The 23,639-nt window shown below is 36.9% G+C and carries 25 protein-coding genes; 20 read left to right on the top strand and 5 right to left on the bottom strand.

What is annotated here, in order from left to right; all coding sequences use genetic code 11:
• Positions 1-48 precede the first annotated feature (48 nt).
• A complete protein-coding gene (locus AACY93_RS09650; protein ID WP_286854856.1) occupies positions 49-699 on the top strand; it encodes a response regulator transcription factor in 651 nt (216 codons plus the stop codon).
• On the opposite strand, the gene AACY93_RS09655 is transcribed toward AACY93_RS09650, so the two are convergent.
• Positions 696-1,001 (bottom strand): rhodanese-like domain-containing protein, encoded by a 306-nt coding sequence (locus AACY93_RS09655; protein WP_286854857.1) that lies wholly within the window; start codon positions 999-1,001, stop codon positions 696-698. The two genes, AACY93_RS09650 and AACY93_RS09655, sit on opposite strands and share 4 nt — an antisense overlap.
• A gap of 178 nt (positions 1,002-1,179) precedes the next feature.
• Here AACY93_RS09655 and AACY93_RS09660 point away from each other — a divergent pair, with 178 nt between their 5' ends.
• The 18 genes from AACY93_RS09660 (at position 1,180) to AACY93_RS09745 (ending at position 19,845) form a co-directional block, all read left to right on the top strand.
• On the top strand, positions 1,180-1,746 hold the full coding sequence (locus AACY93_RS09660) for a TetR/AcrR family transcriptional regulator (RefSeq protein ID WP_286854858.1): 567 nt from the start codon (positions 1,180-1,182) through the stop codon (positions 1,744-1,746).
• Positions 1,747-1,992: 246 nt separating this feature from the next.
• Complete coding sequence (gene paaE, locus AACY93_RS09665) at positions 1,993-3,066, top strand: 1,2-phenylacetyl-CoA epoxidase subunit PaaE (RefSeq protein ID WP_286854859.1); 1,074 nt, start codon at positions 1,993-1,995, stop codon at positions 3,064-3,066.
• Between the two features lie 147 nt (positions 3,067-3,213).
• The gene (gene paaA / locus AACY93_RS09670) at positions 3,214-4,170 is read left to right on the top strand and encodes a 1,2-phenylacetyl-CoA epoxidase subunit PaaA (protein WP_007646409.1); all 957 of its coding nucleotides are present in this window, start codon (positions 3,214-3,216) and stop codon (positions 4,168-4,170) included.
• Between the two features lie 79 nt (positions 4,171-4,249).
• A complete protein-coding gene (paaB, locus tag AACY93_RS09675; protein WP_040491081.1) occupies positions 4,250-4,540 on the top strand; it encodes a 1,2-phenylacetyl-CoA epoxidase subunit PaaB in 291 nt (96 codons plus the stop codon).
• A 138-nt stretch (positions 4,541-4,678) separates the two neighbouring features.
• Positions 4,679-5,431 (top strand): 1,2-phenylacetyl-CoA epoxidase subunit PaaC, encoded by a 753-nt coding sequence (paaC, locus tag AACY93_RS09680; protein ID WP_286854860.1) that lies wholly within the window; start codon positions 4,679-4,681, stop codon positions 5,429-5,431.
• Between the two features lie 69 nt (positions 5,432-5,500).
• On the top strand, positions 5,501-6,001 hold the full coding sequence (paaD, locus tag AACY93_RS09685) for a 1,2-phenylacetyl-CoA epoxidase subunit PaaD (RefSeq protein WP_287005902.1): 501 nt from the start codon (positions 5,501-5,503) through the stop codon (positions 5,999-6,001).
• A gap of 80 nt (positions 6,002-6,081) precedes the next feature.
• Positions 6,082-6,867: an enoyl-CoA hydratase-related protein gene (locus tag AACY93_RS09690; protein ID WP_286854862.1), complete on the top strand. Its 786-nt coding sequence runs from the start codon at positions 6,082-6,084 to the stop codon at positions 6,865-6,867.
• A 43-nt stretch (positions 6,868-6,910) separates the two neighbouring features.
• The gene (locus AACY93_RS09695) at positions 6,911-8,086 is read left to right on the top strand and encodes a 3-hydroxyacyl-CoA dehydrogenase NAD-binding domain-containing protein (RefSeq protein WP_286854863.1); all 1,176 of its coding nucleotides are present in this window, start codon (positions 6,911-6,913) and stop codon (positions 8,084-8,086) included.
• Entirely contained in the window at positions 8,083-8,490 is a 408-nt protein-coding gene (locus tag AACY93_RS09700; protein ID WP_286854864.1) for a hotdog fold thioesterase, read from the top strand. Before AACY93_RS09695 ends, AACY93_RS09700 begins: the two co-directional genes overlap by 4 nt.
• Before the next feature lie 24 nt (positions 8,491-8,514).
• Entirely contained in the window at positions 8,515-9,375 is an 861-nt protein-coding gene (locus tag AACY93_RS09705) for a neutral zinc metallopeptidase (protein WP_286854865.1), read from the top strand.
• Between the two features lie 115 nt (positions 9,376-9,490).
• Positions 9,491-10,705 (top strand): 3-oxoadipyl-CoA thiolase, encoded by a 1,215-nt coding sequence (locus tag AACY93_RS09710; protein ID WP_286854866.1) that lies wholly within the window; start codon positions 9,491-9,493, stop codon positions 10,703-10,705.
• A 44-nt stretch (positions 10,706-10,749) separates the two neighbouring features.
• Entirely contained in the window at positions 10,750-13,251 is a 2,502-nt protein-coding gene (gene paaZ / locus AACY93_RS09715; RefSeq protein WP_286854867.1) for a phenylacetic acid degradation bifunctional protein PaaZ, read from the top strand.
• Positions 13,252-13,379: 128 nt separating this feature from the next.
• Complete coding sequence (locus AACY93_RS09720; protein WP_286854868.1) at positions 13,380-14,132, top strand: enoyl-CoA hydratase/isomerase family protein; 753 nt, start codon at positions 13,380-13,382, stop codon at positions 14,130-14,132.
• A 1-nt stretch (position 14,133) separates the two neighbouring features.
• Positions 14,134-14,730 (top strand): transferase hexapeptide repeat family protein, encoded by a 597-nt coding sequence (locus tag AACY93_RS09725; protein WP_286854869.1) that lies wholly within the window; start codon positions 14,134-14,136, stop codon positions 14,728-14,730.
• A gap of 49 nt (positions 14,731-14,779) precedes the next feature.
• Positions 14,780-16,105, top strand: a complete 1,326-nt coding sequence (locus AACY93_RS09730) for a dihydrolipoamide acetyltransferase family protein (RefSeq protein ID WP_286854871.1) — start codon at positions 14,780-14,782, stop codon at positions 16,103-16,105.
• A 141-nt stretch (positions 16,106-16,246) separates the two neighbouring features.
• Positions 16,247-17,314 (top strand): branched-chain amino acid aminotransferase, encoded by a 1,068-nt coding sequence (locus AACY93_RS09735; RefSeq protein WP_286854872.1) that lies wholly within the window; start codon positions 16,247-16,249, stop codon positions 17,312-17,314.
• Between the two features lie 125 nt (positions 17,315-17,439).
• A complete protein-coding gene (locus AACY93_RS09740) occupies positions 17,440-19,527 on the top strand; it encodes an alpha-ketoacid dehydrogenase subunit alpha/beta (protein ID WP_287005899.1) in 2,088 nt (695 codons plus the stop codon).
• Positions 19,528-19,587: 60 nt separating this feature from the next.
• The gene (locus AACY93_RS09745) at positions 19,588-19,845 is read left to right on the top strand and encodes a hypothetical protein (RefSeq protein ID WP_287005898.1); all 258 of its coding nucleotides are present in this window, start codon (positions 19,588-19,590) and stop codon (positions 19,843-19,845) included.
• 101 nt (positions 19,846-19,946) lie between these two features.
• Here AACY93_RS09745 and AACY93_RS09750 read toward each other — a convergent pair whose 3' ends face one another.
• Positions 19,947-20,138, bottom strand: a complete 192-nt coding sequence (locus AACY93_RS09750; RefSeq protein ID WP_287005897.1) for a cold-shock protein — start codon at positions 20,136-20,138, stop codon at positions 19,947-19,949.
• A 239-nt stretch (positions 20,139-20,377) separates the two neighbouring features.
• On the opposite strand from AACY93_RS09750, the gene AACY93_RS09755 reads away from it, so the two are divergent.
• Entirely contained in the window at positions 20,378-20,731 is a 354-nt protein-coding gene (locus AACY93_RS09755; protein WP_007646462.1) for a hypothetical protein, read from the top strand.
• Between the two features lie 54 nt (positions 20,732-20,785).
• On the opposite strand, the gene AACY93_RS09760 is transcribed toward AACY93_RS09755, so the two are convergent.
• From AACY93_RS09760 to AACY93_RS09770, 3 genes are read right to left on the bottom strand one after another with little or no spacing between them, the layout of a single operon-like run.
• Positions 20,786-21,373 carry a DUF4136 domain-containing protein gene (locus AACY93_RS09760; RefSeq protein ID WP_287005896.1) on the bottom strand — a complete coding sequence of 196 codons (588 nt, stop codon included), beginning with the start codon at positions 21,371-21,373 and terminating at the stop codon, positions 20,786-20,788.
• A gap of 18 nt (positions 21,374-21,391) precedes the next feature.
• The gene (locus AACY93_RS09765) at positions 21,392-23,386 is read right to left on the bottom strand and encodes a urocanate hydratase (protein ID WP_287005895.1); all 1,995 of its coding nucleotides are present in this window, start codon (positions 23,384-23,386) and stop codon (positions 21,392-21,394) included.
• Between the two features lie 18 nt (positions 23,387-23,404).
• Positions 23,405-23,557: a DUF5522 domain-containing protein gene (locus AACY93_RS09770; RefSeq protein WP_286854879.1), complete on the bottom strand. Its 153-nt coding sequence runs from the start codon at positions 23,555-23,557 to the stop codon at positions 23,405-23,407.
• Positions 23,558-23,639: the final 82 nt, after the last annotated feature.

The following is a 23,639-nucleotide window of genomic DNA, read 5'->3' on the forward strand; positions in this document are numbered from 1 at the left end:
TATTATTTTATATCATTTATATGGTTATTTTAGTAAAAATTACTTCGCATGAACATTAAAATAGCCATCGTGGACGACAATTCGTTTCTTATAAATGCCGTTAAGGAAAAACTCTCCTTTTTTGAAGATTTAAATTTTAAATTTTCTGCCTTAAATGGTTCCGATTTATTGGTTAAACTGGAAGACAACCACAACATAGATTTGATTTTAATGGATATAGAAATGCCAATTTTAAATGGTATAGAAACCACAGAAATCGTTAAACAAAAATATCCTCACATTAAAATAATCATGCTCACGGTTTTTGATAACGACGAAAATATTTTCAAGTCCATTAAGGCAGGAGCAGACGGTTATTTGCTAAAAGAGATCAATGCCCAGGATTTGCACGATGGCATTTTGGAAACCTTAAATGGAGGTGCAGCCATGAATCCGTCCATTGCATTAAAAACGTTAAAGCTGCTCCGAAACCCTTTAAACATAGAAAACCAACAGGAACAGGAAGACATCAAACTAACCGCAAGAGAAATCGAGGTCTTGGAACAATTAAGTAAGGGCTTAAGTTATAATGCCATAGCACAGAATTTGATACTCTCTACAGGAACTGTTAGAAAACACATAGAAAACATATACAACAAACTTCAGGTACACAATAAAATAGAAGCCTTACAAAAGGCTAAAAAAAACAACCTGATTTAAAGTTTTTTTTGCAAACTGCTCCAGCCTCCACCATTAACGGCTTCAATACCATGCTTGTTTAAAACAGAAGCTGCACTGGCAGAACGCATGCCACTGGCACAACAGGCAATAACAGGTTTGTTCATTTTTTTAATGTCTTCAATTTTACCATGAAGCATTTGCAACGGAATATTCTTAGAACCCGGAATGGCGCCTTGGCTAAATTCAGCTTTGGTTCTTACATCTATAATAATGGCTTTTCTAGATTGAAAATCCTTAATTTTATCAGTTTTGTTACCTGTTAAAAAATCCAATAATCCCATAATTTATTTTTTTACAAAGTACTTTAATTTATTTCAAAATAAATGTAACAAGAGTTACAACTTATTTTTTAAGTATCTTCAGCCTCTATTTTGAAACATCCTTGATCAAAGCTTTTATCGTTAAGTTGTCTGAAAGTAGGATGTTCCAAAATTGTTAAAAGACAATAGTTGTAAGCACATGAAAGAGATTACACGTAAAGACGAAATTATTAAAACGGCAGCCAAACTTTTTAAAGAAAAGGGTTATAGCGCTGTAACCATGAGAGATTTGGCAACAGCCATGGGAATAAAAGCTGCAAGTTTGTATAACCATATCAGTTCCAAACAGGAAATCCTGAAAGAGATTATTATTTCTTTGGCTGAAGCATTTACGCAAGGCATGGAACAAATTAAGACGTCCAATAATACCTGTGTGGAAAAATTAAACAAAATTGTAGAACTGCACGTATCCATTACGAGCCAAAATACCTTTGGTATGGCGTCCCTAAATAACGACTGGATGCATCTGGAAGAACAATTGGATTATTATCTTGAATTACGCTTGAATTATGAAGAAAATTTTAGAATTATTTTAAAATCTGGCATACAAAATGGTGAAATTTCAAACAAAAACGTTGAGGTTATGTTGTTTTCCATGTTGTCCACATTACGTTCCTTATATATTTGGATCCCGAACAAAGATGCTATCAACGTAAAAAAACTTAGTGCCCAATTAAGCAATGTGCTTATTGAAGGTATTCGCTAGTAGTACAACCTATGGTTGTAATGTTTATTTTCATAAAAGACCAACCCATTCCTTAACTTAAGACTAAGGGGCGGAAATAGGCAAAAAAGATTCAAATTTATTTTGTAAATTTGTAAACCTAACTAACAAGCGTTAGTTGGTTTTCCCTTAAGGAAGATGGCGCAAGGCGTCGGAAAGTGTTTTATTAAACTTAAAAAGATGTCTGTAGCAAGCTAATTTGCGCAGAGTCTTAAGTCAGACATAATTATGGCAGATTTTTTTAAATTAAAAGTTGCAGACATATATAAGGAAACAAAAGATACAGTTGTTATATCTTTTGAGGTTCCAGACCATTTAAAAGAAAAATTCAGATTCAAACAAGGTCAACATCTTACACTACGAAAAAACATTAACGGTCAGGACATACGCAGAAACTATTCTCTGTGTACCAGCCCTTTTGACAACCAATGGAAGGTAGCGGTAAAAACCATTCGTCAAGGTGTTTTTTCAAATTATGCCTTCAATGAATTAAAAAAAGGGGACGAGTTGGAGGTGATGCCGCCACATGGAGAGTTTTATGTGGAGTGCGAACCCGAAAGTTCAAAAAATTACATAGCCTTTGCAGCTGGTAGTGGAATAACACCCATGATATCCATTATAAAAACACATCTGCATTTGGAACCAAATAGTACATTCAAGCTGTTTTACTTGAATCGCACTGTAAAATCCATTATCTTTAAAGAAGAAATTGAGCAGCTTAAAAATGAATTTTTCGATCGCTTTCAGGTTTTCTATTTTTTAACCAAAGAGCAACGAGATATCCCGTTTTTAAATGGACGCTTTGATGAGGAAAAACTGGCTATATTAACAAAAACCTTCATAGATATTCCAGATACGGCTCATGCGTTTATTTGTGGTCCTCAAAACATGATATTCTTGATTCGCGACGAACTTGAAAAAGCAGGACTGTCTAAAGAAAAAATACATTATGAGTTGTTTTTCTCTGGAAGCAGCGAAGAAGAGAATAAACATATAGCTGAAATTTTAGAAGAAAAAACAGATGGAACCGAAGTGACCATAATAGATGGAGGAAAAGAATTCCATTTTGTTATGGACGATGATTTCGACAACATCTTGGATGGCGCACTTGCTGCTGGAGCCGATTTGCCTTTTGCCTGTAAAGGTGGCGTTTGCAGTACTTGTAAATGTCAAGTGAAGGAAGGCTCAGTAAAAATGAAAATAAATTATGCGCTAGAGGAAAAAGAAGTGGCACAGAATTTTGTGTTAAGTTGTCAAGCTGTGCCAACCAGTAAAAAAGTAGTGGTAGATTTTGACGTATAAATGAAATTGTAGCTGTTGATGGAAAGCAGCATAATAGAAAGTTCCTGCAAGATTTTCAATCCCGAAGCGTTGGGACTTGTAGGTTTAAAATACTAATTTAAAAACAAATCCTAGTAAACTCTTTAAGAAAGAGTTGAGGTGAGTCTTATGGGAGAAGAACAAATAAAGAATTTAGAAGCTCAATTTGAGGCACGTATTGCGCGTGACGAGAAAATTGAACCAAAAGATTGGATGCCAGAAAAATATCGTCAAACACATATCAGGCAGATATCCCAGCACGCACATTCTGAAGTGGTTGGAATGCTTCCAGAAGGAAATTGGATCACCAGAGCACCTTCATTAAGAAGAAAAGTAGCCTTATTGGCTAAAATTCAAGACGAAGCTGGTCATGGTTTGTACCTGTACTCTGCTTGCGAAACCCTAGGGGTTTCCAGAGACGAACTCTACGAGCAATTACATTCAGGAAAAGCAAAATACTCTTCAATTTTCAATTATCCTACCATCACATGGGCAGATATGGGAGCCATTGGTTGGTTGGTAGATGGAGCAGCCATTATCAATCAAGTACCATTGTGCAATACCTCCTATGGTCCATATGCTAGAGCCATGGTTCGTGTTTGCAAGGAAGAAAGTTTTCACCAACGTCAAGGGTATGAAATCATGCTTAAGTTGGCTAATGGAACACCAGAACAAAAAGCTATGGCACAAGATGCCCTTAACCGTTGGTGGTGGCCTAGTTTAATGATGCTGGGACCTACTGATGCAGAATCAGTTCATACAGAGCAGTCCATGAAATGGAAATTAAAACGAAAATCCAATGACGAATTGCGTCAGCAATTTATAGATCAAACGGTTCCTCAAGCAGATATTTTAGGTTTAACCATACCAGATCCAGATTTAAAATGGAATGAAGAAAAAGGAAGTTATGATTTTGGCGAAATTGATTGGGATGAATTCTGGCAGGTTGTTAAAGGCCATGGGCCATGCAATAAAGAGCGTATGAAAGCAAGGGTTGGAGCTTGGGAGCGTGGCGAATGGGTTCGTGATGCAGCCATGGCGTATGCCGAAAAACAACAAAAAAGAAAAGAAAAACAAGTCGTATAATAATTTATGATTGAAGATTATCGATTTGAGATTTTAAAATCAACAATCAACAGTCAACAATCAGCAATCAACAATAATCATGTCAACAACAAAAAATTGGCCACTTTGGGAAGTCTTCGTAAGAAGTAAAAACGGATTAGAACATCGCCATTTTGGAAGTCTACATGCTGCCGATGCTGAAATGGCATTAGAAAACGCAAGGGATGTATATACTAGAAGAAATGAAGGTGTAAGTATTTGGGTTGTAGAGTCCAAACATATTACAGCCTCAAATCCAGAGCATAATGGTGAAATGTTTGAACCAGCTCAAGATAAAGTGTATCGTCATCCAACATTTTATGAATTGCCTGATGAGGTAAAATATATGTAAAATTCCTCAGAAAGCAGGAATCTTAAACTTAATGGTTTGTGTTACATGTGGTATTCCTGTTTTTTTAAAAACTAGGGATAACAAGAATTAAAAATATAAATTGAAGTTTTTCAAGTTCAACTTCAAATTCAAGTTCAAATGAAAGAAAACTTATATAAATATATCTTGGGTATTGCAGATAATTCCTTAATTCTTGGGCAAAGGTTAGGAGAATTAACTGGTCATGGGCCAAGTCTTGAAACAGACATAGCTTGCACTAATTTATCATTGGATTTGTTAGGGCAAGTAAGAAGCTATTATCAGTATGCAGCAAAAATATTGGGGAATGGAAAAACTGAAGATGATATAGCCATGCTTCGATTGGAACATGAGTATTTAAATGTATTATTGGTGGAACAACCAAATACAGACTTTGCTTATAGTATGGGACGTCAGTTTTTATTCGATGTGTATCACTTCCTCTTTTTAAATGAACTTCAAAAAAGTACAGATATTACTTTATCTGCCATTGCCATAAAATCTATAAAAGAAGTAAGCTATCACCAACGTTTTTCTTCAGATTGGATAAAACGTTTGGGAGATGGTACAGAAGAAAGCCATCAAAAAATGCAAACAGCTATAGATGATTTATGGACATATACAGACGAATTGTTTCATCAAACAGAAGCAGATATCGCAATGGTTACTGAAGGAGTTGGGGTAGATGTTACCAAACTTAAGGACACATATTATAAAAAAGTAGCTGAAGTTTTGGAAGAAGCAACCCTAAAAATCCCTGAATCCAAATATTTTCAAAAAGGAGGAAAACACGGAATTCATACAGAACACATGGGTTATTTATTGGCAGATCTGCAATATATGCAACGTACCTATCCTAATATGGAATGGTAAGGAATTCATGCACAGACAGAAATCCCTTAAAAAAAAACATCATGCTGAACTTGTAGAAGCATCTCAATAATGGTAACAGAAAAACAACATATCGACCAAATTCTAATTCCAATTCTAGAACAGGTTTCAGATCCTGAAATTCCGGTTCTTTCAATTATGGATATGGGAGTGGTTCGTTCTGCTGTCATTCAAAACAACGTTGTAAAGGTTCAAATAACACCAACCTATAGTGGCTGTCCAGCTATGGATGTCATTGGGGACGATATAAAAGCTGCTTTAAAAAAAGCAGGATACCATTCTGAAATTGAATTGATTTTGGCTCCAGCCTGGACAACCGATTGGATTACTCCAAGAGGTAGAAAAGCTTTGGAAGAATACGGTATTGCAGCTCCTTTAAGTCCAGAGGCTGATAAAGAAGCTCTTTTGGGAAATAAAAAAATAGTGGCATGTCCACAATGTGGATCTACAAACACAAGATTAGTTAGTCAGTTTGGTTCAACAGCTTGTAAAGCACAGTTTCAATGTGAAGACTGTCAGGAACCTTTTGACTATTTTAAATGTTTAAAGTAAATGTCATTCAGAACGAAGCGAAGAATCTTATTTTGAGATTGCCACGTCCTTCGTCCTCGCAATGACAAATAAAATAAGGTATGAGCAATAATTCAATACTACTAAAAATTGAAAACAATATAGCGTTCATTACGCTTAACAGACCAGAAGTATTTAATAGTTTCAATCGGGATATGGCTTTAAGTTTACAAAGCATATTAGATGATTGTGAATCTAATAACACTGTTAGAGCCATTGTTTTAACTGGAAATGGTAAAGCTTTTTGTGCAGGTCAAGATTTAAAAGAAGTAACATCTCCAGAATTAAACCCAGGATTTAAAAAAATTCTGGAAGAACATTATAATCCCATAATAACTCGAATCAGAAACATTGAAAAACCAATCATAGGAGCTATCAATGGTGTGGCAGCAGGAGCTGGAGCAAACATAGCCTTGGCTTGTGATGTGGTTGTGGCTCATGAAAAAGTGAGCTTTATTCAAGCATTTAGTTTAATAGGCTTGATACCGGATAGTGCTGGAACCTTTTTTTTGCCTAGACTCATAGGTTTTCAAAAGGCATCGGCTTTAGCCATGTTGGGAGATAAAATCCCTGCAGATGAAGCTGAGCGCTTGGGCATGATTTACAAAGTGATCCCTTTAGAAACTTTCGAAGACGAAGTAAATAAATTGGCTTATAAAATGGGGAATATGCCAACCAAAGCCTTGGGATTAATCAAAAAAAGTTTAAACCAGTCTCTTACCAATAACCTAGAACAGCAATTGGCTGTAGAATCAAAATATCAAATAGAGGCAGCAGGAACAGAAGATTATGCCGAAGGTGTCGCTGCTTTTATAGAAAAAAGAAAACCAAATTTTATCGGTAAATAAATTTATTGTCCAACCTGCAAGGTTTTTTAAGAAAAGAAAAGATATGAACATAGGAATAATCGGAAGTGGAACCATGGGAAGTGGCATTGCTCAAGTGGCTGCAACTTCTGGATGCAAAGTAAAGTTATTCGATACCAACCAAGCAGCTTTGGATAAAGCCAGAGTTGCCTTGGAAAAAATATTGACAAGATTAGTTGAAAAAGGTAGAATTGTCACCTCTGAAAAAGATAGAATCCAAGCAAACATTTCTTATGTAGAAACTTTAAAAGATTTGTCAGATTCCAATCTTACAATAGAGGCCATAGTTGAAAATCTTGAAATAAAGAAAAACTTATTTTCAGAACTGGAAAGTTATGTGTCTGATGCTTGTATTATAGCATCAAACACTTCTAGCTTGTCCATAGCGTCCATAGCCTCTTCATTGCAAAAACCAGAGCGTTGTATTGGAATTCATTTTTTCAATCCTGCGCCATTAATGAAATTGGTGGAGGTGGTTCCTGCTATTCAAACCTCGCAGGAAGTCCTTGAAACATCAGTGAAAATCATTAAGGATTGGAAAAAAACCGTTGCTGTGGCTAAAGACACACCTGGTTTTATAGTCAACCGGGTGGCCAGGCCATTTTATGGTGAAGCCTTACGTATTTATGAAGAAGGGATAGCGAGTTTTGAAACTATAGATTCAGCCATGAAAAATATAGGAGGTTTCAGAATGGGACCTTTTGAACTTATGGATTTTATTGGAAACGATGTCAATTATACTGTAACTGAAACCGTTTTTACAGCCTTTTATTTCGATCCAAGATATAAACCAGCGTTCACACAAAAACGCTTTGCAGAAGCTGGCTATCTAGGGAGAAAATCAGGTAAAGGCTATTATGATTATGATAAAAACGGACATCTCATTCAGCGTGATTCTGTCATTCAGCCAGAAAACGAAGAACCTCTTAAACAACTTATATTCAATCGTATTTTGGTCATGCTCATCAACGAAGCAGCCGATGCTTTGTTTTTAAATATCGCATCGGCTGAAGATATTGATAATGCCATGACCAAAGGGGTCAATTACCCAAAAGGACTGTTGGCTTGGGCAGACGAAAAAGGCATGGATTGGTGTGTTTCAAAAATGGATGAATTATACAATGAATATCATGAAGATAGGTATCGTTGTAGTCCGTTGCTACGAAAAATGAACAACGAAAATAAAACTTTTTTTAAATGAAAGGCAAACTCATCCCATACAAAATGTTATCACAAGATGCTTTTAGCCAATGGCTAGGTATCGAAATCCTGGAATGTGAAATAGGACGTTGTAAAGTTGGAATGACCATTAGAAAAGAGATGCTAAACAGTATGTATAAAGCCCATGGAGGTATTAGCTATGCCTTAGCAGATACAGCTTTCGGGTTTGCTGCAAACACACATGGGAAATATGCCGTTTCAATTGAAACAAGTATCAATCATATCGAAGCATTGAACGAAGGCGATTATATTGTGGCAGAATCTGTTATAGAAAATGTTAAAAACAAATTAGGTTTCAACATTATTGAAGTTAAAAGAGGAGAGGAGCTTGTCGCTTTATTTAAAGGCGTTGTTTATAGAACAAGTAAAGACTGGCAAGAATAAAAGCAATCATTAAATAGTGTAATTATGAAATGGCAAGGAAGAAGACAAAGTAAAAATTTAGACGATCGTCGTGGCATGGGACCCAAAGGTAAACTAGCTGCAGGTGGAGGCATTGTTGCAGTAATTGTGATACTCTTGCAACTTTTTGGTGGCGAAACAGGTCAGCAAATAGCTCCTATTATAGAACAAATTAACCAAGGACAAACCACACAACAGGTTCAAGAAAGAGAACTCACAGCCCAAGAAAAGGAAGTAGGGGATTTTGTGGCAACTGTTTTGGCAGATACTGAAGACGTATGGAATCAAATTTTTAGAGACAATAATCTAGGAGATTACAAAGAACCAACCATGGTACTTTTTTCTGATGCTGTAAGAAGTGGCTGTGGAAATGCAAGCTCTGCCTCTGGGCCTTTTTACTGTCCTGCAGATCAAAAATTATATATGGATTTAACTTTTTTCGATGAACTTAAAACACGTTTTGGCGCTCAAGGTGGCGATTTTGCCATTGCTTACGTTACAGCTCACGAGATTGGACATCATATTCAAACCCTACTTGGAACCTCACAAAAAGTAAGACAATTGCAACAACAAACCAATAAAGTTGAAGCCAATAAACTTTCGGTCGCTCAAGAACTTCAAGCAGATTTTTATGCTGGTGTTTGGGCACATCACAACCAAGAATATCTAGAAGCTGGAGATATTGACGAAGCACTAAGTGCGGCCAATGCTGTTGGAGACGATGCCATACAAAAAAGAGTTCAAGGAGATGTTGTGCCAGACAGTTTTACTCATGGAACATCGCAACAACGTATGGAGTGGTTTATGAAAGGTTATCATACTGGAGATATAAGATTGGGAGATACGTTTTCAGTAATATTAAACTAACTGAAATCTAAAAATCAACAAATCTTGCAAGGTTTTATCCCGAAGCGTTGGGACTTGTAGGGTTAAAATAGAATACATTTTAATAAGATTCCCATTTTAGGGGAATAAAAAACTTATGAAAGAAGCATATATTATAGATGGAGTTCGTACTCCAATAGGAAGTTATCAAGGCACATTATCAGCTGTTCGTACAGACGATCTAGCTGCCTTGGTCATTGAAGAAATAGTAAAAAGAAACCCAAACATTCCCAAAGAAGCCTACAACGATGTGATATTGGGTTGTGCCAATCAAGCTGGGGAAGACAATCGGAATGTGGCTAGAATGGCATCACTCTTAGCAGGATTGCCATATACAGTTCCTGGAGAAACAGTTAACAGATTGTGCAGTTCTGGACTTTCCGCTATCATACATGCCAATAGAGCCATAAAAGCTGGAGATGGCGATGTGTTTATCTCTGGAGGTGTAGAAAACATGACACGTGGTCCTTACGTTATAGCAAAACCTTCTAAAGGTTTTGGAACCGATGCCAAAATGTACGATTCCAGTTTTGGCTGGCGCTTTGTCAATCCGAAAATGCAAAAAATGTATGGAACAGATGGCATGGGAAATACTGCTGAAAATCTGGTGGAAAAATATAATATCTCTCGCGAAGATCAAGATAAATTTGCTTATTGGAGCCAAATGAAAGCTTCAAAAGCACAAGAAAACGGTCGTTTAGCCAAAGAAATTGTAACAGTTGAAATTCCACAAAGAAAAAAAGATCCAATCCTGTTTTCAAAAGATGAATTTGTGAAACCAGGAACAACTTTAGAGGTTTTGGCCAAATTAAGAGGAGCTTTTAAAGCTGAAGGAGGAAGCGTCACAGCTGGAAATTCTTCAGGATTGAATGATGGAGCTGCTGCAACAATCATTGCTTCAGAAGCAGCTGTAAAAAAATACAATTTAAAACCATTGGCAAGAATTGTCAGTTCAGCAGTAGTTGGTGTAGAACCCAGGATTATGGGAATTGGACCAGTAGAGGCTTCAAATAAAGCATTGGAAAAAGCAGGATTGACCATGGACAACATGGACGTTATAGAATTAAACGAAGCCTTTGCTGCTCAAGCATTGGCTTGTACAAGAGCTTGGGGACTTGCCGACAATGATCCAAGATTAAACCCTAATGGTGGTTCCATTGCGATAGGTCATCCTCTTGGTGTAACTGGTACAAGAATCGCATATTCAGCAGCTTTGGAATTGCATGAACAACAAAAACGTTATGCATTAATTACCATGTGTATTGGTGTTGGCCAAGGCTATGCTGCTATAATTGAAAATGTAACTTTATAATAGATGTCATCTCGATCATGGTCGAGAGATCTCAATTGAATACTATGAAAAAAATACAGAATTACGTCACAGGGCAATGGATGGAAGGTAAAGGACAAGGGGTCCCAATGTTTGATGCTATCACTGGTGAAGTTGTAGGGCTTTCAGATACAGAAGGTTTGGATTTTGCTGAAATTTTGCATTACGGAAGAACCATAGGAAGTGAAAAATTACGCAAAATGACCTTTCAAGAACGTGGTAACATGCTTAAAAAATTAGCACTGTACCTGGTTAAAAAGAAAGCCGATTTTTATGAGATAAGTTATAGAACAGGAGCAACAAAAATAGATAGCTGGATTGATATTGAAGGAGGATTTGGGAACTTGTTTGCCAACGCATCCTTAAGAAAATTATTTCCTAACCAAGCCTATCACGTAGAAGGAGATCCTATCGATTTATCTCGTGGTGGACGTTTTATGGCACATCATATTATGGTGCCAAAACGTGGTGTAGCCATACATATCAACGCCTTTAATTTCCCGGTTTGGGGCATGCTTGAAAAATGCGCTGTAAACTGGATGGCAGGTGTGCCAGCAGTTGTAAAACCAGCAACAAACACCTCGTTTTTAACAGAAGCTGTGGTACGTGAGATTATTACTTCTGGTATTCTTCCTGAAGGCGCCTTACAGTTAATAACAGGGTCTGCAAGGACCATTTTGGATACCGTGGAATCCCAGGATGTCGTAACCTTTACAGGTTCGGCAAGCACAGGTAGATTATTAAAATCACATAAGCGTATTATCGAGGAATCTGTGCCATTTAATATGGAAGCCGATTCTTTAAATGCATCTGTTTTAGGCGAAGACGCTATTCCTGGAACACCTGAATTCGATTTATTCATAAAAGAGGTAAGAAATGAAATGACCGTAAAATGCGGACAAAAATGTACGGCAATCCGTAGAATTATTGTGCCACAGGATCTTGTGGAAGATGTTCAAATAGCATTAGGAAAGGCCTTGGAAAAAATCACTATAGGAGATCCACGTCTCAAAGAGGTGAGGATGGGAGCCTTGGTGAGTAAAGACCAAGTAACAGAAGTTAAAGATCGTGTTCAGGAACTGGCTAAGACTGCCAGTATCGTTTATGGCGATTTAGATAAAATTGAAACTATTGGAGCCGATGCTAAAAAAGGCGCATTTTTAAGTCCTATTTTGCTTCGTGAAGACCATCCTTTTAAAAATTTATCTGTTCACGAAACAGAAGCATTTGGTCCAGTAAGTACCATCATGCCTTATAAAAACCTTGACGAAGCCATTACTTTGGCACAAATGGGGAAAGGCTCCTTGGTATCATCCATTGCAACCAACAATGATAGAATTGCCAAAGAATATGTGATCAATGCAGCAAGTCATCATGGACGTATTTTAGTTATTAATCGTGATATGGCAAAAGAAAGTACAGGTCATGGTTCCCCATTGCCCAATCTGGTACATGGAGGTCCTGGTCGTGCTGGAGGAGGAGAAGAAATGGGAGGTATGCGAGGCATCAAACATTATTTACAACGAACAGCCATCCAAGGTACACCAACTACTTTAACTGAAATCACGGGAATTTATCAACAAAATGCAACATATAAAGAGGCAGAACAACATCCATTTAAATACCATTGGGAAGACATTCAGCCAGGGATGTCGCTTAAAACGCATAACCGAACTTTTACGGATACAGATATCATCAATTTTGCCAATCTAACCTGGGATCATTTTTATGCTCATACAGATATCACGTCGTTAGACGGAAGTATTTTCGAAAAAAGGACAGCTCATGGCTATTTAATTATTTCTGCAGCTGCAGGATTGTTTGTTTATCCAAATAAAGGGCCAGTAGCAGCAAATTATGGACTGGAAGAGTGTCGTTTCTTACGTCCTTTGTACCATAATGATACCGTTTACGTGCGTTTAACTTGTAAACAAAAGGTGGATAGAGATGTCGCTTCTGCTGAACACCCAAGTGGTATTGTAAAATGGTATGTAGAGGTATTTGATGCGTTAAACGACGAATTGGTTGCTTTTGCTACCATTCTAACCATGGTACAGAAAAAACAACAGGTTTTTGTTGAAATGACAGAAGATAAAATCAATGACTGTTTATCAAAATTAACCGATAATGTTAAGCCAAAATGGGGCATTATGACACCACAGCATATGATAGAGCATTTGGAATTTACCTATAAAATTGCTTCAGGCGAGATTCAGGATTTTGAAGTGGCTACACCTGAAAAGATTTTAGAAAAAGTACATGCCAGTTTATATAACTATGAAAAATTTCCAAAAAACACCAATTTTCCTCTTTTGGAAAAAGATAAACTAGAGGATTTAAAACATCCTGATTTAGCTACAGCCATTGAAAAATTCAAGGCTCAAAGAGAAAAATATTTGGAGTATTTTAAGGATCGTCCAGATGCTAAATTAAACAATATGGTTTTTGGAGAGTTGAATAGATACGAGTGGTATTTATTGGAAAGAAAACATTTAAATCATCATTTTGAACAGTTTGGGTTAATATAAAAACGAAACAAACCTTTCAGTCCCAACGGTTCAGGATTCAAAAAAACCGGAAGGCCTAAATTAAAATATGAGATTAACAACCTGCAAAGTTTATAAAGCCTAGTAGGTTCAATAAAAAAAGCAAAATTATGACTAACCCTTATGTTAAATTAGATATAATAAACCAAGTAGGATACATAGAGTTTTTTCATCCTGCCCACAACTCCTTACCAGGAGATTTATTGACAAAACTAGCTCAAACCATTACCGAAGCAGGAAACAATAAAGACATTAAAGTTTTGGTGCTGAAGAGTGGTGGCGAGCGCACGTTTTGTGCTGGAGCCAGTTTTAAGGAACTTATTAACATTAACGATGACGCTACTGGAAAAATTTTCTTTTCAGGTTTTGCCAACGTTATAAACGCCATGCGTAAATGTCCAAAATTCATTATTGGACGCATACAAGGTAAAACCGTTGGAGGAGGCGTTGGATTGGCAGCTTCAACCGATTATTGTATGGCCACACAATATGCAGCCATAAAGTTAAGTGAATTGAACATTGGGATTGGTCCATTTGTGGTTGGTCCAGCCATAGAACGAAAAATGGGTTTAAGTGCCATGTCGCAAATTGCTATAGACGCTAACTCATTTTATCCGGCAGAATGGGCTAAACAAAAAGGCTTGTTTACTCAAGTTTACGATAGCACAGAAGAATTAGATGAAGCTGTAAAAGAGTTTACTGAAAATTTGTGCACCTATAATGTTGAAGCCATGAAAGAGATGAAAAGTATTTTTTGGCAGGGAACAGAAGATTGGGATTCTTTATTAGCCGATCGCGCAGCTATCAGTGGACGTTTAGTATTAAGTGAGTTTACAAGGGAAAAACTAAAAGGGTTTAAATAAAATGATTTACAGCTTCAAAGGTTACACACCAGTTGTTCACGAATCCAGTTTCGTGCATCCATTGGCTGCCGTAACTGGAAATGTTATTATAGGTAAAAACTGTTACATAGGTCCTGGTGCTGCCATTCGTGGTGACTGGGGACAAATTATTTTGGAAGATGGCGTAAATGTGCAGGAAAACTGCACAGTACACATGTTTCCAGGAAAATCCATCACACTTAAAGAAAGTGCACATGTTGGTCATGGAGCTATTATCCATGGAGCAAATCTGGGTAGGAATTGTTTAATAGGAATGAATTCCGTAATTATGGATGATGCCGAAATTGGCGACGAAAGTATTGTTGGAGCCATGGCCTTTGTGAAAGCCGAAACCATGATCCCAAAACGAAGTTTGGTGGTTGGCAATCCAGCAAAAGTGATAAAAGAAGTTTCAAATGACATGATAGCATGGAAAACCAAAGGCACACAATTATATCAACAATTACCAGCAGATTGCCATGAGACTCTAAAAGAAGTAGAGCCTTTAAGAGAGGTTCCGGAAAATATGAAAATGCAAGAATCATTTTATGATACTTTGCGAGATTTTATGAAGAAATAATAATGTCATTTAGAAGATAGCGAGCTCACAATGACAGAATAAAATATGTATGTCCAAGTTTGAATTAAAAATGCCCAAAATGGGCGAGAGTATTACAGAAGGAACTATCATTAACTGGTTGGTCTCCGAAGGCGATTCATTTGAAGAAGGCGATATCATTCTAGAGGTTGCAACCGATAAAGTGGATAATGAGGTGCCAGCTCCAACATCTGGAACCTTGGTAAAAACCATGTATCAAGCCAAAGATGTAGTGCCTGTTGGAGAAGTGATTGCAATGTTGGAAGTTTCAGATGAAGTAAAACCTTCAAAAAAACAGCCTGCCCTAGAGAGTCCCGATAACTATAGGGACGAAGAACGCCTTAAAGTAAAAAAAGAAATTAAAAAGAAACCTGCTGTCATTCCAAGTGCAGTCAAGGATTCTCATGCAAAGTCCTTTTCGGTATCGAACAAAAACATCTTTTTTTCACCCTTAGTTATAAAAATTGCTAAAGAACATCATATCAGTTTTGAAGAGTTGGCCCGAATTCCTGCAACAGGACATGAGGGCAGATTGCGTAAAAGCGATGTGTTTAATTATATAGAAGATGGGAGGCCATACAAATTTGCACAAACTGTAACCCAAGATCCTACGGCTTATAGAATTCCACAGTTAACTTTCGATAAAGGCAAAGGGAAAGTTGTGGAAATGGATAGAATGCGCCAAATGATAGCAGATCATATGGTGTATTCCAAACACACGTCGCCACATGTAACAGCTTATGTGGAAGCAGATTTAACCAATATGGTCAATTGGCGAAACACCAATAAAAAAGCATTTCAGGAAACATATGGCGAACGCCTAACCTTTACACCTTTATTTGTTGAAGCAATTGCCAAAGCCGTAAAAGATTTTCCCAACATCAATGCTTCGGTCGATGGCAATAACATCATTGTAAAGGAAGATATAAACATAGGTATGGCCACGGCCTTGCCAAGTGGCAATTTAATTGTTCCAGTGGTAAAAAACGCAGATACCAAAAATTTAAAGGAGCTTGCAGAAACTGTCAATAAACTTGCCGAAAAAGCTAGGGAAAATAAATTGGGAGCCGATGATATTAAAGGAAGCACCTTTACCATTTCCAATGTAGGAACCTTTGGAAGTGTGATGGGAACACCCATAATCAATCAACCAGAAGTGGCTATACTTGCTTTAGGAATTATTAAAAAACGACCAGAAGTGATAGAAACCGAAAAAGGTGATGAAATAGCCATTAGAAGTATGATGTACTTATCCTTGTCTTTTGACCATAGAGTGGTAGACGGCTTTTTGGGAGGAAGCTTTGTGCGTCGTGTAGCCGATTATTTTGAACAGTTTGACATCAATAGAAAAATATAACTTATTTCTGTAACACCAGGAATCTTTTATAACGAGAGAAAGAACATGAGATTATCAATAATCAAAGTATAAGTTCTGATTTAATAATATTTTGTCATTCCAAGTTTGTCTAGGAATCTCAAATCAAAAAAATATAAAAAAATGTCTAACAACATTTCAATTACCAAAGTAAAAAAATCAAAAGTGGATGCTTTAGATTTCAACAACATTCCACTAGGAACCACCTTTACAGACCATATGTTTGTTTGTGATTATGAACAGGGTCAATGGATTAACCCAAGAATAGAGCCATTGCAACCCATTGCAACCCATCCTGCTGCTATGGCTTTGCATTATGGACAAGCTATTTTTGAAGGCATGAAAGCCACTGTAGACCAACATGGAACCCCTATGTTGTTCAGACCTCAAAAAAATGCTGAACGCTTAAACTTTAGTGCAGATAGAATGGGCATGCCAGATTTTCCAGAAAAGCTTTTTGTGGAAGGTTTAAAACAATTGGTAGCCTTGGAGAAAAATTGGATTCCACCCCAGGATGGAAGTGCTTTGTATCTACGCCCTTTTATGTATGCCGATGAACCATTTATTGGTATGCGGGCAGCCACACACTATAAATTTATCATTATAGCCTCACCAGCTGGACCCTTTTTTAGTAAAAGAATTAAATTATGGGCAGAAAAAAAATACATAAGGGCAGTTGCAGGAGGGACTGGAGAGGCTAAGGCAGCAGGAAATTATGCAGCAGCCATTCGGCCTACAGAATTGGCAAAAGCCAAAGGTTACGACCAAGTATTGTGGTTGGATGCCATCGAGCACAAATACATTCAAGAAGTTGGGACCATGAATATTTTTTTCAAAATAAACGGTAAAATAATCACTCCAGGAAGAGATGGAGCTATTTTAGACGGGATTACACGTATTAGTGTCATGGAACTATTAAAGTCCAAAGGCTTTGAGGTAATAGAACGCCCAATCTCCATAGACGAAATAAAAGAAGCCTCAAAAAACGGTACTCTGGAAGAAGCCTTTGGTACTGGAACAGCAGTAGGAATTGCCTATATTCAAGAAATTGGTTTAAATGGACACGTAATCCATGTTTCCAACGAAAGTCCAGTGGGCTTGGACATAAACAATACCTTAAATGCTATAAAAACAGGAAAAATTAAGGACACCTTCCATTGGATGGTGAAAGTAAACGAGGTTTTGGTTTAGGGCTTTCCCCTAAAGGGTCAGGCTTTCGGCAGTCGCTCTTTTCAAGGAGCTCCAACAATGCCTCAATCCTTAAAGCAAAGTAACTGAATCAAATTAGTGTAAAAACATCAATAAAAACACAACCCATGGCAAAAAAAATAAGTAAAAATACACTCAAAAAAGGGTTTTTAAATATGTATACTGCCAAAACCATGGCAGAACTATATGAGGATAACTTTAAACAGGTTTCCAAATATGTACATGCTACTTCCAGAGGGCATGAAGCAGTGCAAACAGCGTTAGGCATGCTATTGCTACCTCAAGATTATGCATTTCCATATTATCGGGACGACGCCATGCTGCTGTCTTTTGGTTTACAGCCTTATGATTTAATGTTGCAACTTTTAGCTAAAAAAGAGGACCCTTTTTCAGGAGGAAGAACCTATTATTCACATCCCAGTTTAAAAGACCGAGATAAACCAAAAATCCCTCACCAATCTTCGGCAACAGGAATGCAAGCCATTCCAGCAACAGGAGTGGCCATGGGAATACAATACCTTGAAAAACAAAATTTAAGCAATCCCAATATCACCTTAAGCACAGTCCAAGACTCACAGGAAAAACCAATAACCGTTTGCTCATTAGGCGATGCCTCTGTTACAGAAGGTGAAGTTGCTGAAGCCTTCCAAATGGCAGCTTTAAAACAAATGCCCATTTTATATTTAGTGCAGGATAACGGTTGGGATATTTCGGCAAATGCAGCTGAAACCAGAGCACAAAATGCCTTTGAGTACGCTAAGGGATTTAAAGGTTTGGAAGCTATTTCCATAGATGGAGCCAATTTTACGGAAAGTTACCTCGTACTGGAAAAAGTTATTAAAACCATACGCGAAGAACGTCGTCCATTTTTGGTACATGCAAAAGTACCGTTGTTAAATCACCACACATCTGGTGTTAGGATGGAATGGTATCGAGACGATTTAGAAGAAGCTCGCTCTAGGGATCCTTACCCAGTAATCAAACAACAGTTGTTGGATAGCGGATTCACTTCAGAAGAAATAGATCAATTGGAACAATCAGTAAAAGCAAAGGTACAATCGGATTTTGAAAAAGCATTAAAAGCAGAAGAACCCAAACCAGAAGACTTGTTTACTAACGATTTTGCACCAACACCCATAACAGAAGAAACAGGGGAACGTTCGCCAAAAGGAGCCGAAAAAGTAGTGATGGTAGATTGTGCCTTGTTCGCAGTTGAAGAACTTATGAAAAAGCATAAAGAGTGCTTGCTTTATGGACAAGATGTGGGAGGAAGACTTGGAGGTGTCTTTAGGGAAGCTGCCACTTTAGCTCAAAAATTTGGAGACGATAGGGTTTTTAATACACCTATTCAAGAAGCATTCATAGTAGGTTCAACTGTTGGGATGAGCGCTGTTGGCCTAAAACCCATAGTTGAGGTTCAGTTTGCCGATTATATTTGGCCAGGATTAAATCAGTTGTTTACAGAAGTCAGCAGAAGTTGTTATTTAAGCAACGGAAAATGGCCTGTAAGCATGATTTTACGTGTGCCTATTGGTGCCTATGGAAGTGGAGGCCCTTATCATTCGTCTTCCGTTGAAAGTGTAATTACAAATATTCGAGGGATAAAAATAGCCTATCCAAGCAATGGTGCCGATTTAAAAGGTTTGATGAAGGCTGCGTATTACGATCCAAATCCAGTGGTTATTCTTGAGCATAAAGGCTTGTATTGGTCTAAAGTCCCAGGAACACAAGGTGCTACTTCTGTAGAGCCAGCAGAAGATTATGTGCTGCCTTTTGGCAAAGCATGGGTGTTACAGGAAATATGGAAACAGGAACAGGAAGAAACCCTAACCATTGTCTCTTATGGAATGGGAGTGCATTGGGCCATGAATGCTTCTAAAGAGCTGGATATGAAAACTCAAATTGAGATCATAGATTTGCGTACCTTATTCCCATTGGATGAAGATACCATAATGAAATCGGTTAAAAAAACAGGCAAGTGTTTGGTAGTGACAGAAGAACCTAGCAATAACAGTTTTGCGAGAGCTTTGGCTGGTAAGATACAAGAAAAATGTTTCAAATTCCTAGATGCTCCAGTCATGACCATTGGAAGCGAAAACATGCCTGCCATTCCATTAAATGCCACTTTGGAACAGACCATGATCCCTTCCACAGAAAAAGTGATGTTAGCAATAAATGAGTTATTAAATTATTGAATTGAGTTAAATTTTAAGGAGCATGATGGTTACATTTAACCAACACTAAAATTTAATATTATGAAAAAAGTAATTTTTATGGCATTTATGGCATTGTTTATGGCCATTTCTTTAACATCCTGTAGAGATGAGAATAAAACCCAAAAAGAGGAATTAATTGAAGAGATGCAAGAAAAAGATGCAGATATTGAAGTAAAAGATCGTGCCAATGATACTAAAATCAAAATGGAAACCGAAGACAAAAAGGTGAAAATTAAAGAAGGCGACGATGGCGATACCAAAATAAAGGTCAAAGAAGATAATCCTGATGAAAAGTAGAAATAGGAATTATACGTGATTTTTATACAACTATATGTTAAAACAAAGAGCCTATCACATTGTGATAGGCTCTTTTTAATAAAGTCTTAAAAAGTATATAATTAGATAACTTTTACGTTAATCGCGTTTAATCCTTTTCTACCTTCTGTTAAATCGAATTCAACTTGGTCGCCTTCTCTTACTTCGTCGATTAAGCCAGAAATGTGAACAAAATGCTCTTTATTGTTTCCTTCTTCTGTTATGAATCCAAAACCTTTAGAGTCATTAAAAAATTTTACTGTACCAGTACTCATAATAATAATTTATTTAATTAAGCGACAAAGGTAGTCTAATATTCTGATAATTAATGCTTTTTTGGTTTTTGTTTTGATTTTTTCTTGAATTGTCATTAAAAAGTCCATGCAGACTAGGTAAATTCTAAGTGAAATAATTAAACACTTCAGTTTTATTATGAGATAATGAAGAAGGAATGAATGTATATTGATAATTTTTGTATATTTATTTTTTAAAACAATTTTAACTAAAAACTATCATGAAAAAATATTTTTCTTTACTTAGCTTTATAGCTATTTTTTTTATCGGCATGCAGTTTTCATTAGCTCAAGAAGCAGATAGACAGGATAATCCTGAAGTTGTTGCAAAACAAAAAACATATGAATTGCATCAGCTTTTAAAATTAACAGGAAAACAGCAAGGTGCTATGTTTGATGTATTGGTAGACGCTGAAAAAAATATCATTGAGTTGAATAAAAATAAAGTTTCAGAATCTGTTGAGCATGAACGTATGAAGGCCATTAACGAAAAGGTTCAGGCAAATTTCAAAAAAATATTAACTCCAGAACAATTCCAAATGTATCAAGCATCTCTGGTCACAGATAAAAAATAGATGTTTTATATATCATAAAAAAAAGGACTCAAAAATATTTGAGTCCTTTTTTTGTTAGTTTTGTTCAGCTCCAGGAGGATATTTTTCCATAATGGAGGCTACAAATTCATTAATGCGTTCTTCTTTTTTGCTGGTGTTCTGACTTAAATAACCTGTGCCTACGCCTTGCCAAACAAGTTCTTTTTTGTTGGCATCAATTAAATCTATGTATAAAACACCTTCGGTTGAAGTTGTAACGGTATTGTAACTACCCCAATAATAAGGGCTCCAGCCCCAACCATAACCATATGGATAATAACCTGAACTTTGTACATTTACTTTCTCTCTTGATTTGGTAAAAATACTCACCAATAAATCTGGGGTTTCAGATTTTGTAAATCCTTTTGCTAACATTTCAGACTCTATGGCACGAAGCATTCTTCGTTTGTCTAAATCGTTTATTTCTGCTTTATCAATTCCGGGTTTATAAAAAGCAAAAGTTTTGTATTTTGTAAAATCAGCTTCTTTATCGTAATCAGATGCCACTCTTACCGAAGAACAAGAAGAGAGTAATAAAAGTGAGGCAAAAAGTACAAATAAAAAATGTTTGTTTAAAAGACTTGAAACGCTCAATTCTTTTGGAGTTTCACATAGGGTTTTCATAGCTTTAATGTTTTTAAGTTATAACGAGTTTAGTAACTTTTCATCAACTAAGTTTGGAAGTGTGATTTTTAAATTAGGTTCTACTTCCATAGCTCTTTTAATGGCAAAAATAGCTTCGTTGTTTCTTGCCCAACTACGTCTGGAAATCCCATTGTTGACATCCCAGAAAAGCATTGATTTTAAGCGTCTTTCTGCATCTTTACTACCATCAAGAACCATACCAAATCCGCCATTGATAACTTCTCCCCAACCTACACCACCACCATTATGGATACTTACCCAAGTGGCTCCTCTAAAGCTGTCTCCAATTACATTATGTATGGCCATGTCTGCAGTAAAGCGTGAACCATCGTATATATTACTTGTTTCTCTATAAGGCGAATCTGTTCCAGAAACATCATGATGGTCCCGACCCAAAACCACATAACCAATGTCTCCTTTCGCAATTGCGTTATTGAAAGCTTCTGCAATTTTCATTCGTCCTTCAGCATCAGCATATAAAATTCTTGCTTGAGAACCAACTACCAATTTGTTTTCTTGAGCTCCTTTGATCCACTGGATATTGTCTGCCATTTGTTGCTGGATTTCTTTAGGGGAATTCATCTTAATCTCTTCCAGAACTTGACAGGCAATAGCATCTGTTTTTTCTAAATCTTCAGGTTTTCCGGAGGCACAAACCCAACGGAACGGTCCAAAACCATAATCGAAACACATAGGTCCCATGATGTCCTGTACATAGCTAGGGTATTTAAATTCACGACCTATACTTGGGTTTGTTGCCATGACATCTGCTCCTGCCCGAGAAGCTTCCAATAGAAAAGCATTTCCATAATCGAAAAAGTAAGTTCCTTTTTCTGTGTGCTTGTTAATGGCTTTGGCATGTCTGCGTAACGTCTCCTGAACTTTTTCTTTAAAAAGTTCTGGGTTGTTTGCCATCATATGGTTGGATTCTTCAAATGATAGACCAACAGGGTAATAGCCTCCAGCCCAAGGGTTGTGAAGTGAAGTTTGGTCGCTACCTAAATCTATGCTAATATTTGCTTCATCGAATTTTTCCCATACATCCACAACATTTCCTAAATAGGCGATGGAAACTGTTTCTTGTTCATCTTTTGCTTTTTTAACTCTATTAACCAAAGTGTTTAAATCTGTTATTTTTTCGTCTATCCATCCTTGATCCAAGCGCACTTGGGTTATTTTAGGATTTACTTCGGCACAAACCGTTATACAACCAGCAATATTACCAGCTTTTGGTTGTGCACCACTCATACCACCTAAACCAGAAGTTACAAACAAATGTCCTTTAGGAGGTTTGTTAATTTTTCTAAACCCATTTAAAACGGTTATGGTTGTTCCATGAACAATGCCTTGAGGACCAATATACATATAGCTTCCAGCTGTCATTTGTCCATATTGTGTGACGCCCAAAGCATTGAATTTTTCCCAATCATCTGGTTTGGAATAATTAGGGATCATCATGCCATTGGTAACCACAACCCTTGGAGCGTCTTTATGGCTTGGAAACAATCCCATTGGGTGACCAGAGTACATAACAAGAGTTTGTTCATCTGTCATTTCCGCTAGATACTTCATGGTAAGCCTGTATTGGGCCCAATTTGAAAAAACAGCTCCATTCCCTCCATAGGTAATCAACTCATGAGGATGTTGTGCTACGGCATGATCCAAATTGTTTTGAATCATGAGCATGATGGCTGCTGCTTGTTTGGATTTTGCAGGATATTGGTCTAATGGTCTAGCGTAGATTTCGTAATCAGGACGAAACCGATACATATAAATTCTACCGTAAGTTTCCAATTCGTTTTTGAATTCAGGAAGTAATGTTTCATGGTGTTTTTTATCGAAATAACGAAGGGCATTGCTAAGCGCCAATTTTTTTTCCTCAACCGTTAGAATGTTCTTTCTATTAGGTGCATGGTTGATATTTGGATTGTATGCTTTTTCTTTTGGTAAGTTTTCTGGGATACCTTCAAGTATTTGGTCTTTAAATGTCATAGGTTCAGTATTCAGTAATCAATGTTTTTTATTGTTAAATCCATAAGGACAGTGTCTGCAGCCACTCTCGCAACAATAGCCTCTTTTTAGGTGATATTGTTCTGTAAAACAGCGATACCCTTCAGGAGTTAGGTAATAATCGCCTTCTTCGATTGGGATTATTTTTTTCATATAGCAAAGATATGAAAATAGATTATTGAATTGTTTTGCCAGTCCATAGCTTTTCTTTTATTTAAACTTAGCAATTGATATA

Origin of the sequence: uncultured Xanthomarina sp. (genome assembly GCF_963971605.1) — a bacterium.
In the GTDB taxonomy this organism is placed as follows: Bacteria; Bacteroidota; Bacteroidia; order Flavobacteriales; family Flavobacteriaceae; genus Xanthomarina; species Xanthomarina gelatinilytica.

Bases quoted from the DNA above. Each gene is read 5' to 3' on its own strand.
- paaE (WP_286854859.1), top strand. From the start codon at position 1,993: ATGGCAGATTTTTTTAAATTAAAAGTTGCAGACATATATAAGGAAACA.
- AACY93_RS09695 (WP_286854863.1), top strand. From the start codon at position 6,911: ATGAACATAGGAATAATCGGAAGTGGAACCATGGGAAGTGGCATTGCT.
- AACY93_RS09740 (WP_287005899.1), top strand. From the start codon at position 17,440: ATGGCAAAAAAAATAAGTAAAAATACACTCAAAAAAGGGTTTTTAAAT.
- AACY93_RS09735 (WP_286854872.1), top strand. From the start codon at position 16,247: ATGTCTAACAACATTTCAATTACCAAAGTAAAAAAATCAAAAGTGGAT.
- AACY93_RS09770 (WP_286854879.1), bottom strand. From the start codon at position 23,557: ATGAAAAAAATAATCCCAATCGAAGAAGGCGATTATTACCTAACTCCT.
- AACY93_RS09745 (WP_287005898.1), top strand. From the start codon at position 19,588: ATGAAAAAAGTAATTTTTATGGCATTTATGGCATTGTTTATGGCCATT.
- AACY93_RS09655 (WP_286854857.1), bottom strand. From the start codon at position 1,001: ATGGGATTATTGGATTTTTTAACAGGTAACAAAACTGATAAAATTAAG.
- AACY93_RS09730 (WP_286854871.1), top strand. From the start codon at position 14,780: ATGTCCAAGTTTGAATTAAAAATGCCCAAAATGGGCGAGAGTATTACA.
- AACY93_RS09700 (WP_286854864.1), top strand. From the start codon at position 8,083: ATGAAAGGCAAACTCATCCCATACAAAATGTTATCACAAGATGCTTTT.
- AACY93_RS09720 (WP_286854868.1), top strand. From the start codon at position 13,380: ATGACTAACCCTTATGTTAAATTAGATATAATAAACCAAGTAGGATAC.
- AACY93_RS09705 (WP_286854865.1), top strand. From the start codon at position 8,515: ATGAAATGGCAAGGAAGAAGACAAAGTAAAAATTTAGACGATCGTCGT.
- AACY93_RS09690 (WP_286854862.1), top strand. From the start codon at position 6,082: ATGAGCAATAATTCAATACTACTAAAAATTGAAAACAATATAGCGTTC.
- AACY93_RS09650 (WP_286854856.1), top strand. From the start codon at position 49: ATGAACATTAAAATAGCCATCGTGGACGACAATTCGTTTCTTATAAAT.
- AACY93_RS09725 (WP_286854869.1), top strand. From the start codon at position 14,134: ATGATTTACAGCTTCAAAGGTTACACACCAGTTGTTCACGAATCCAGT.
- AACY93_RS09760 (WP_287005896.1), bottom strand. From the start codon at position 21,373: ATGAAAACCCTATGTGAAACTCCAAAAGAATTGAGCGTTTCAAGTCTT.
- paaB (WP_040491081.1), top strand. From the start codon at position 4,250: ATGTCAACAACAAAAAATTGGCCACTTTGGGAAGTCTTCGTAAGAAGT.
- AACY93_RS09750 (WP_287005897.1), bottom strand. From the start codon at position 20,138: ATGAGTACTGGTACAGTAAAATTTTTTAATGACTCTAAAGGTTTTGGA.
- AACY93_RS09710 (WP_286854866.1), top strand. From the start codon at position 9,491: ATGAAAGAAGCATATATTATAGATGGAGTTCGTACTCCAATAGGAAGT.
- AACY93_RS09755 (WP_007646462.1), top strand. From the start codon at position 20,378: ATGAAAAAATATTTTTCTTTACTTAGCTTTATAGCTATTTTTTTTATC.
- AACY93_RS09765 (WP_287005895.1), bottom strand. From the start codon at position 23,386: ATGACATTTAAAGACCAAATACTTGAAGGTATCCCAGAAAACTTACCA.
- paaC (WP_286854860.1), top strand. From the start codon at position 4,679: ATGAAAGAAAACTTATATAAATATATCTTGGGTATTGCAGATAATTCC.
- AACY93_RS09660 (WP_286854858.1), top strand. From the start codon at position 1,180: ATGAAAGAGATTACACGTAAAGACGAAATTATTAAAACGGCAGCCAAA.
- paaD (WP_287005902.1), top strand. From the start codon at position 5,501: ATGGTAACAGAAAAACAACATATCGACCAAATTCTAATTCCAATTCTA.
- paaA (WP_007646409.1), top strand. From the start codon at position 3,214: ATGGGAGAAGAACAAATAAAGAATTTAGAAGCTCAATTTGAGGCACGT.
- paaZ (WP_286854867.1), top strand. From the start codon at position 10,750: ATGAAAAAAATACAGAATTACGTCACAGGGCAATGGATGGAAGGTAAA.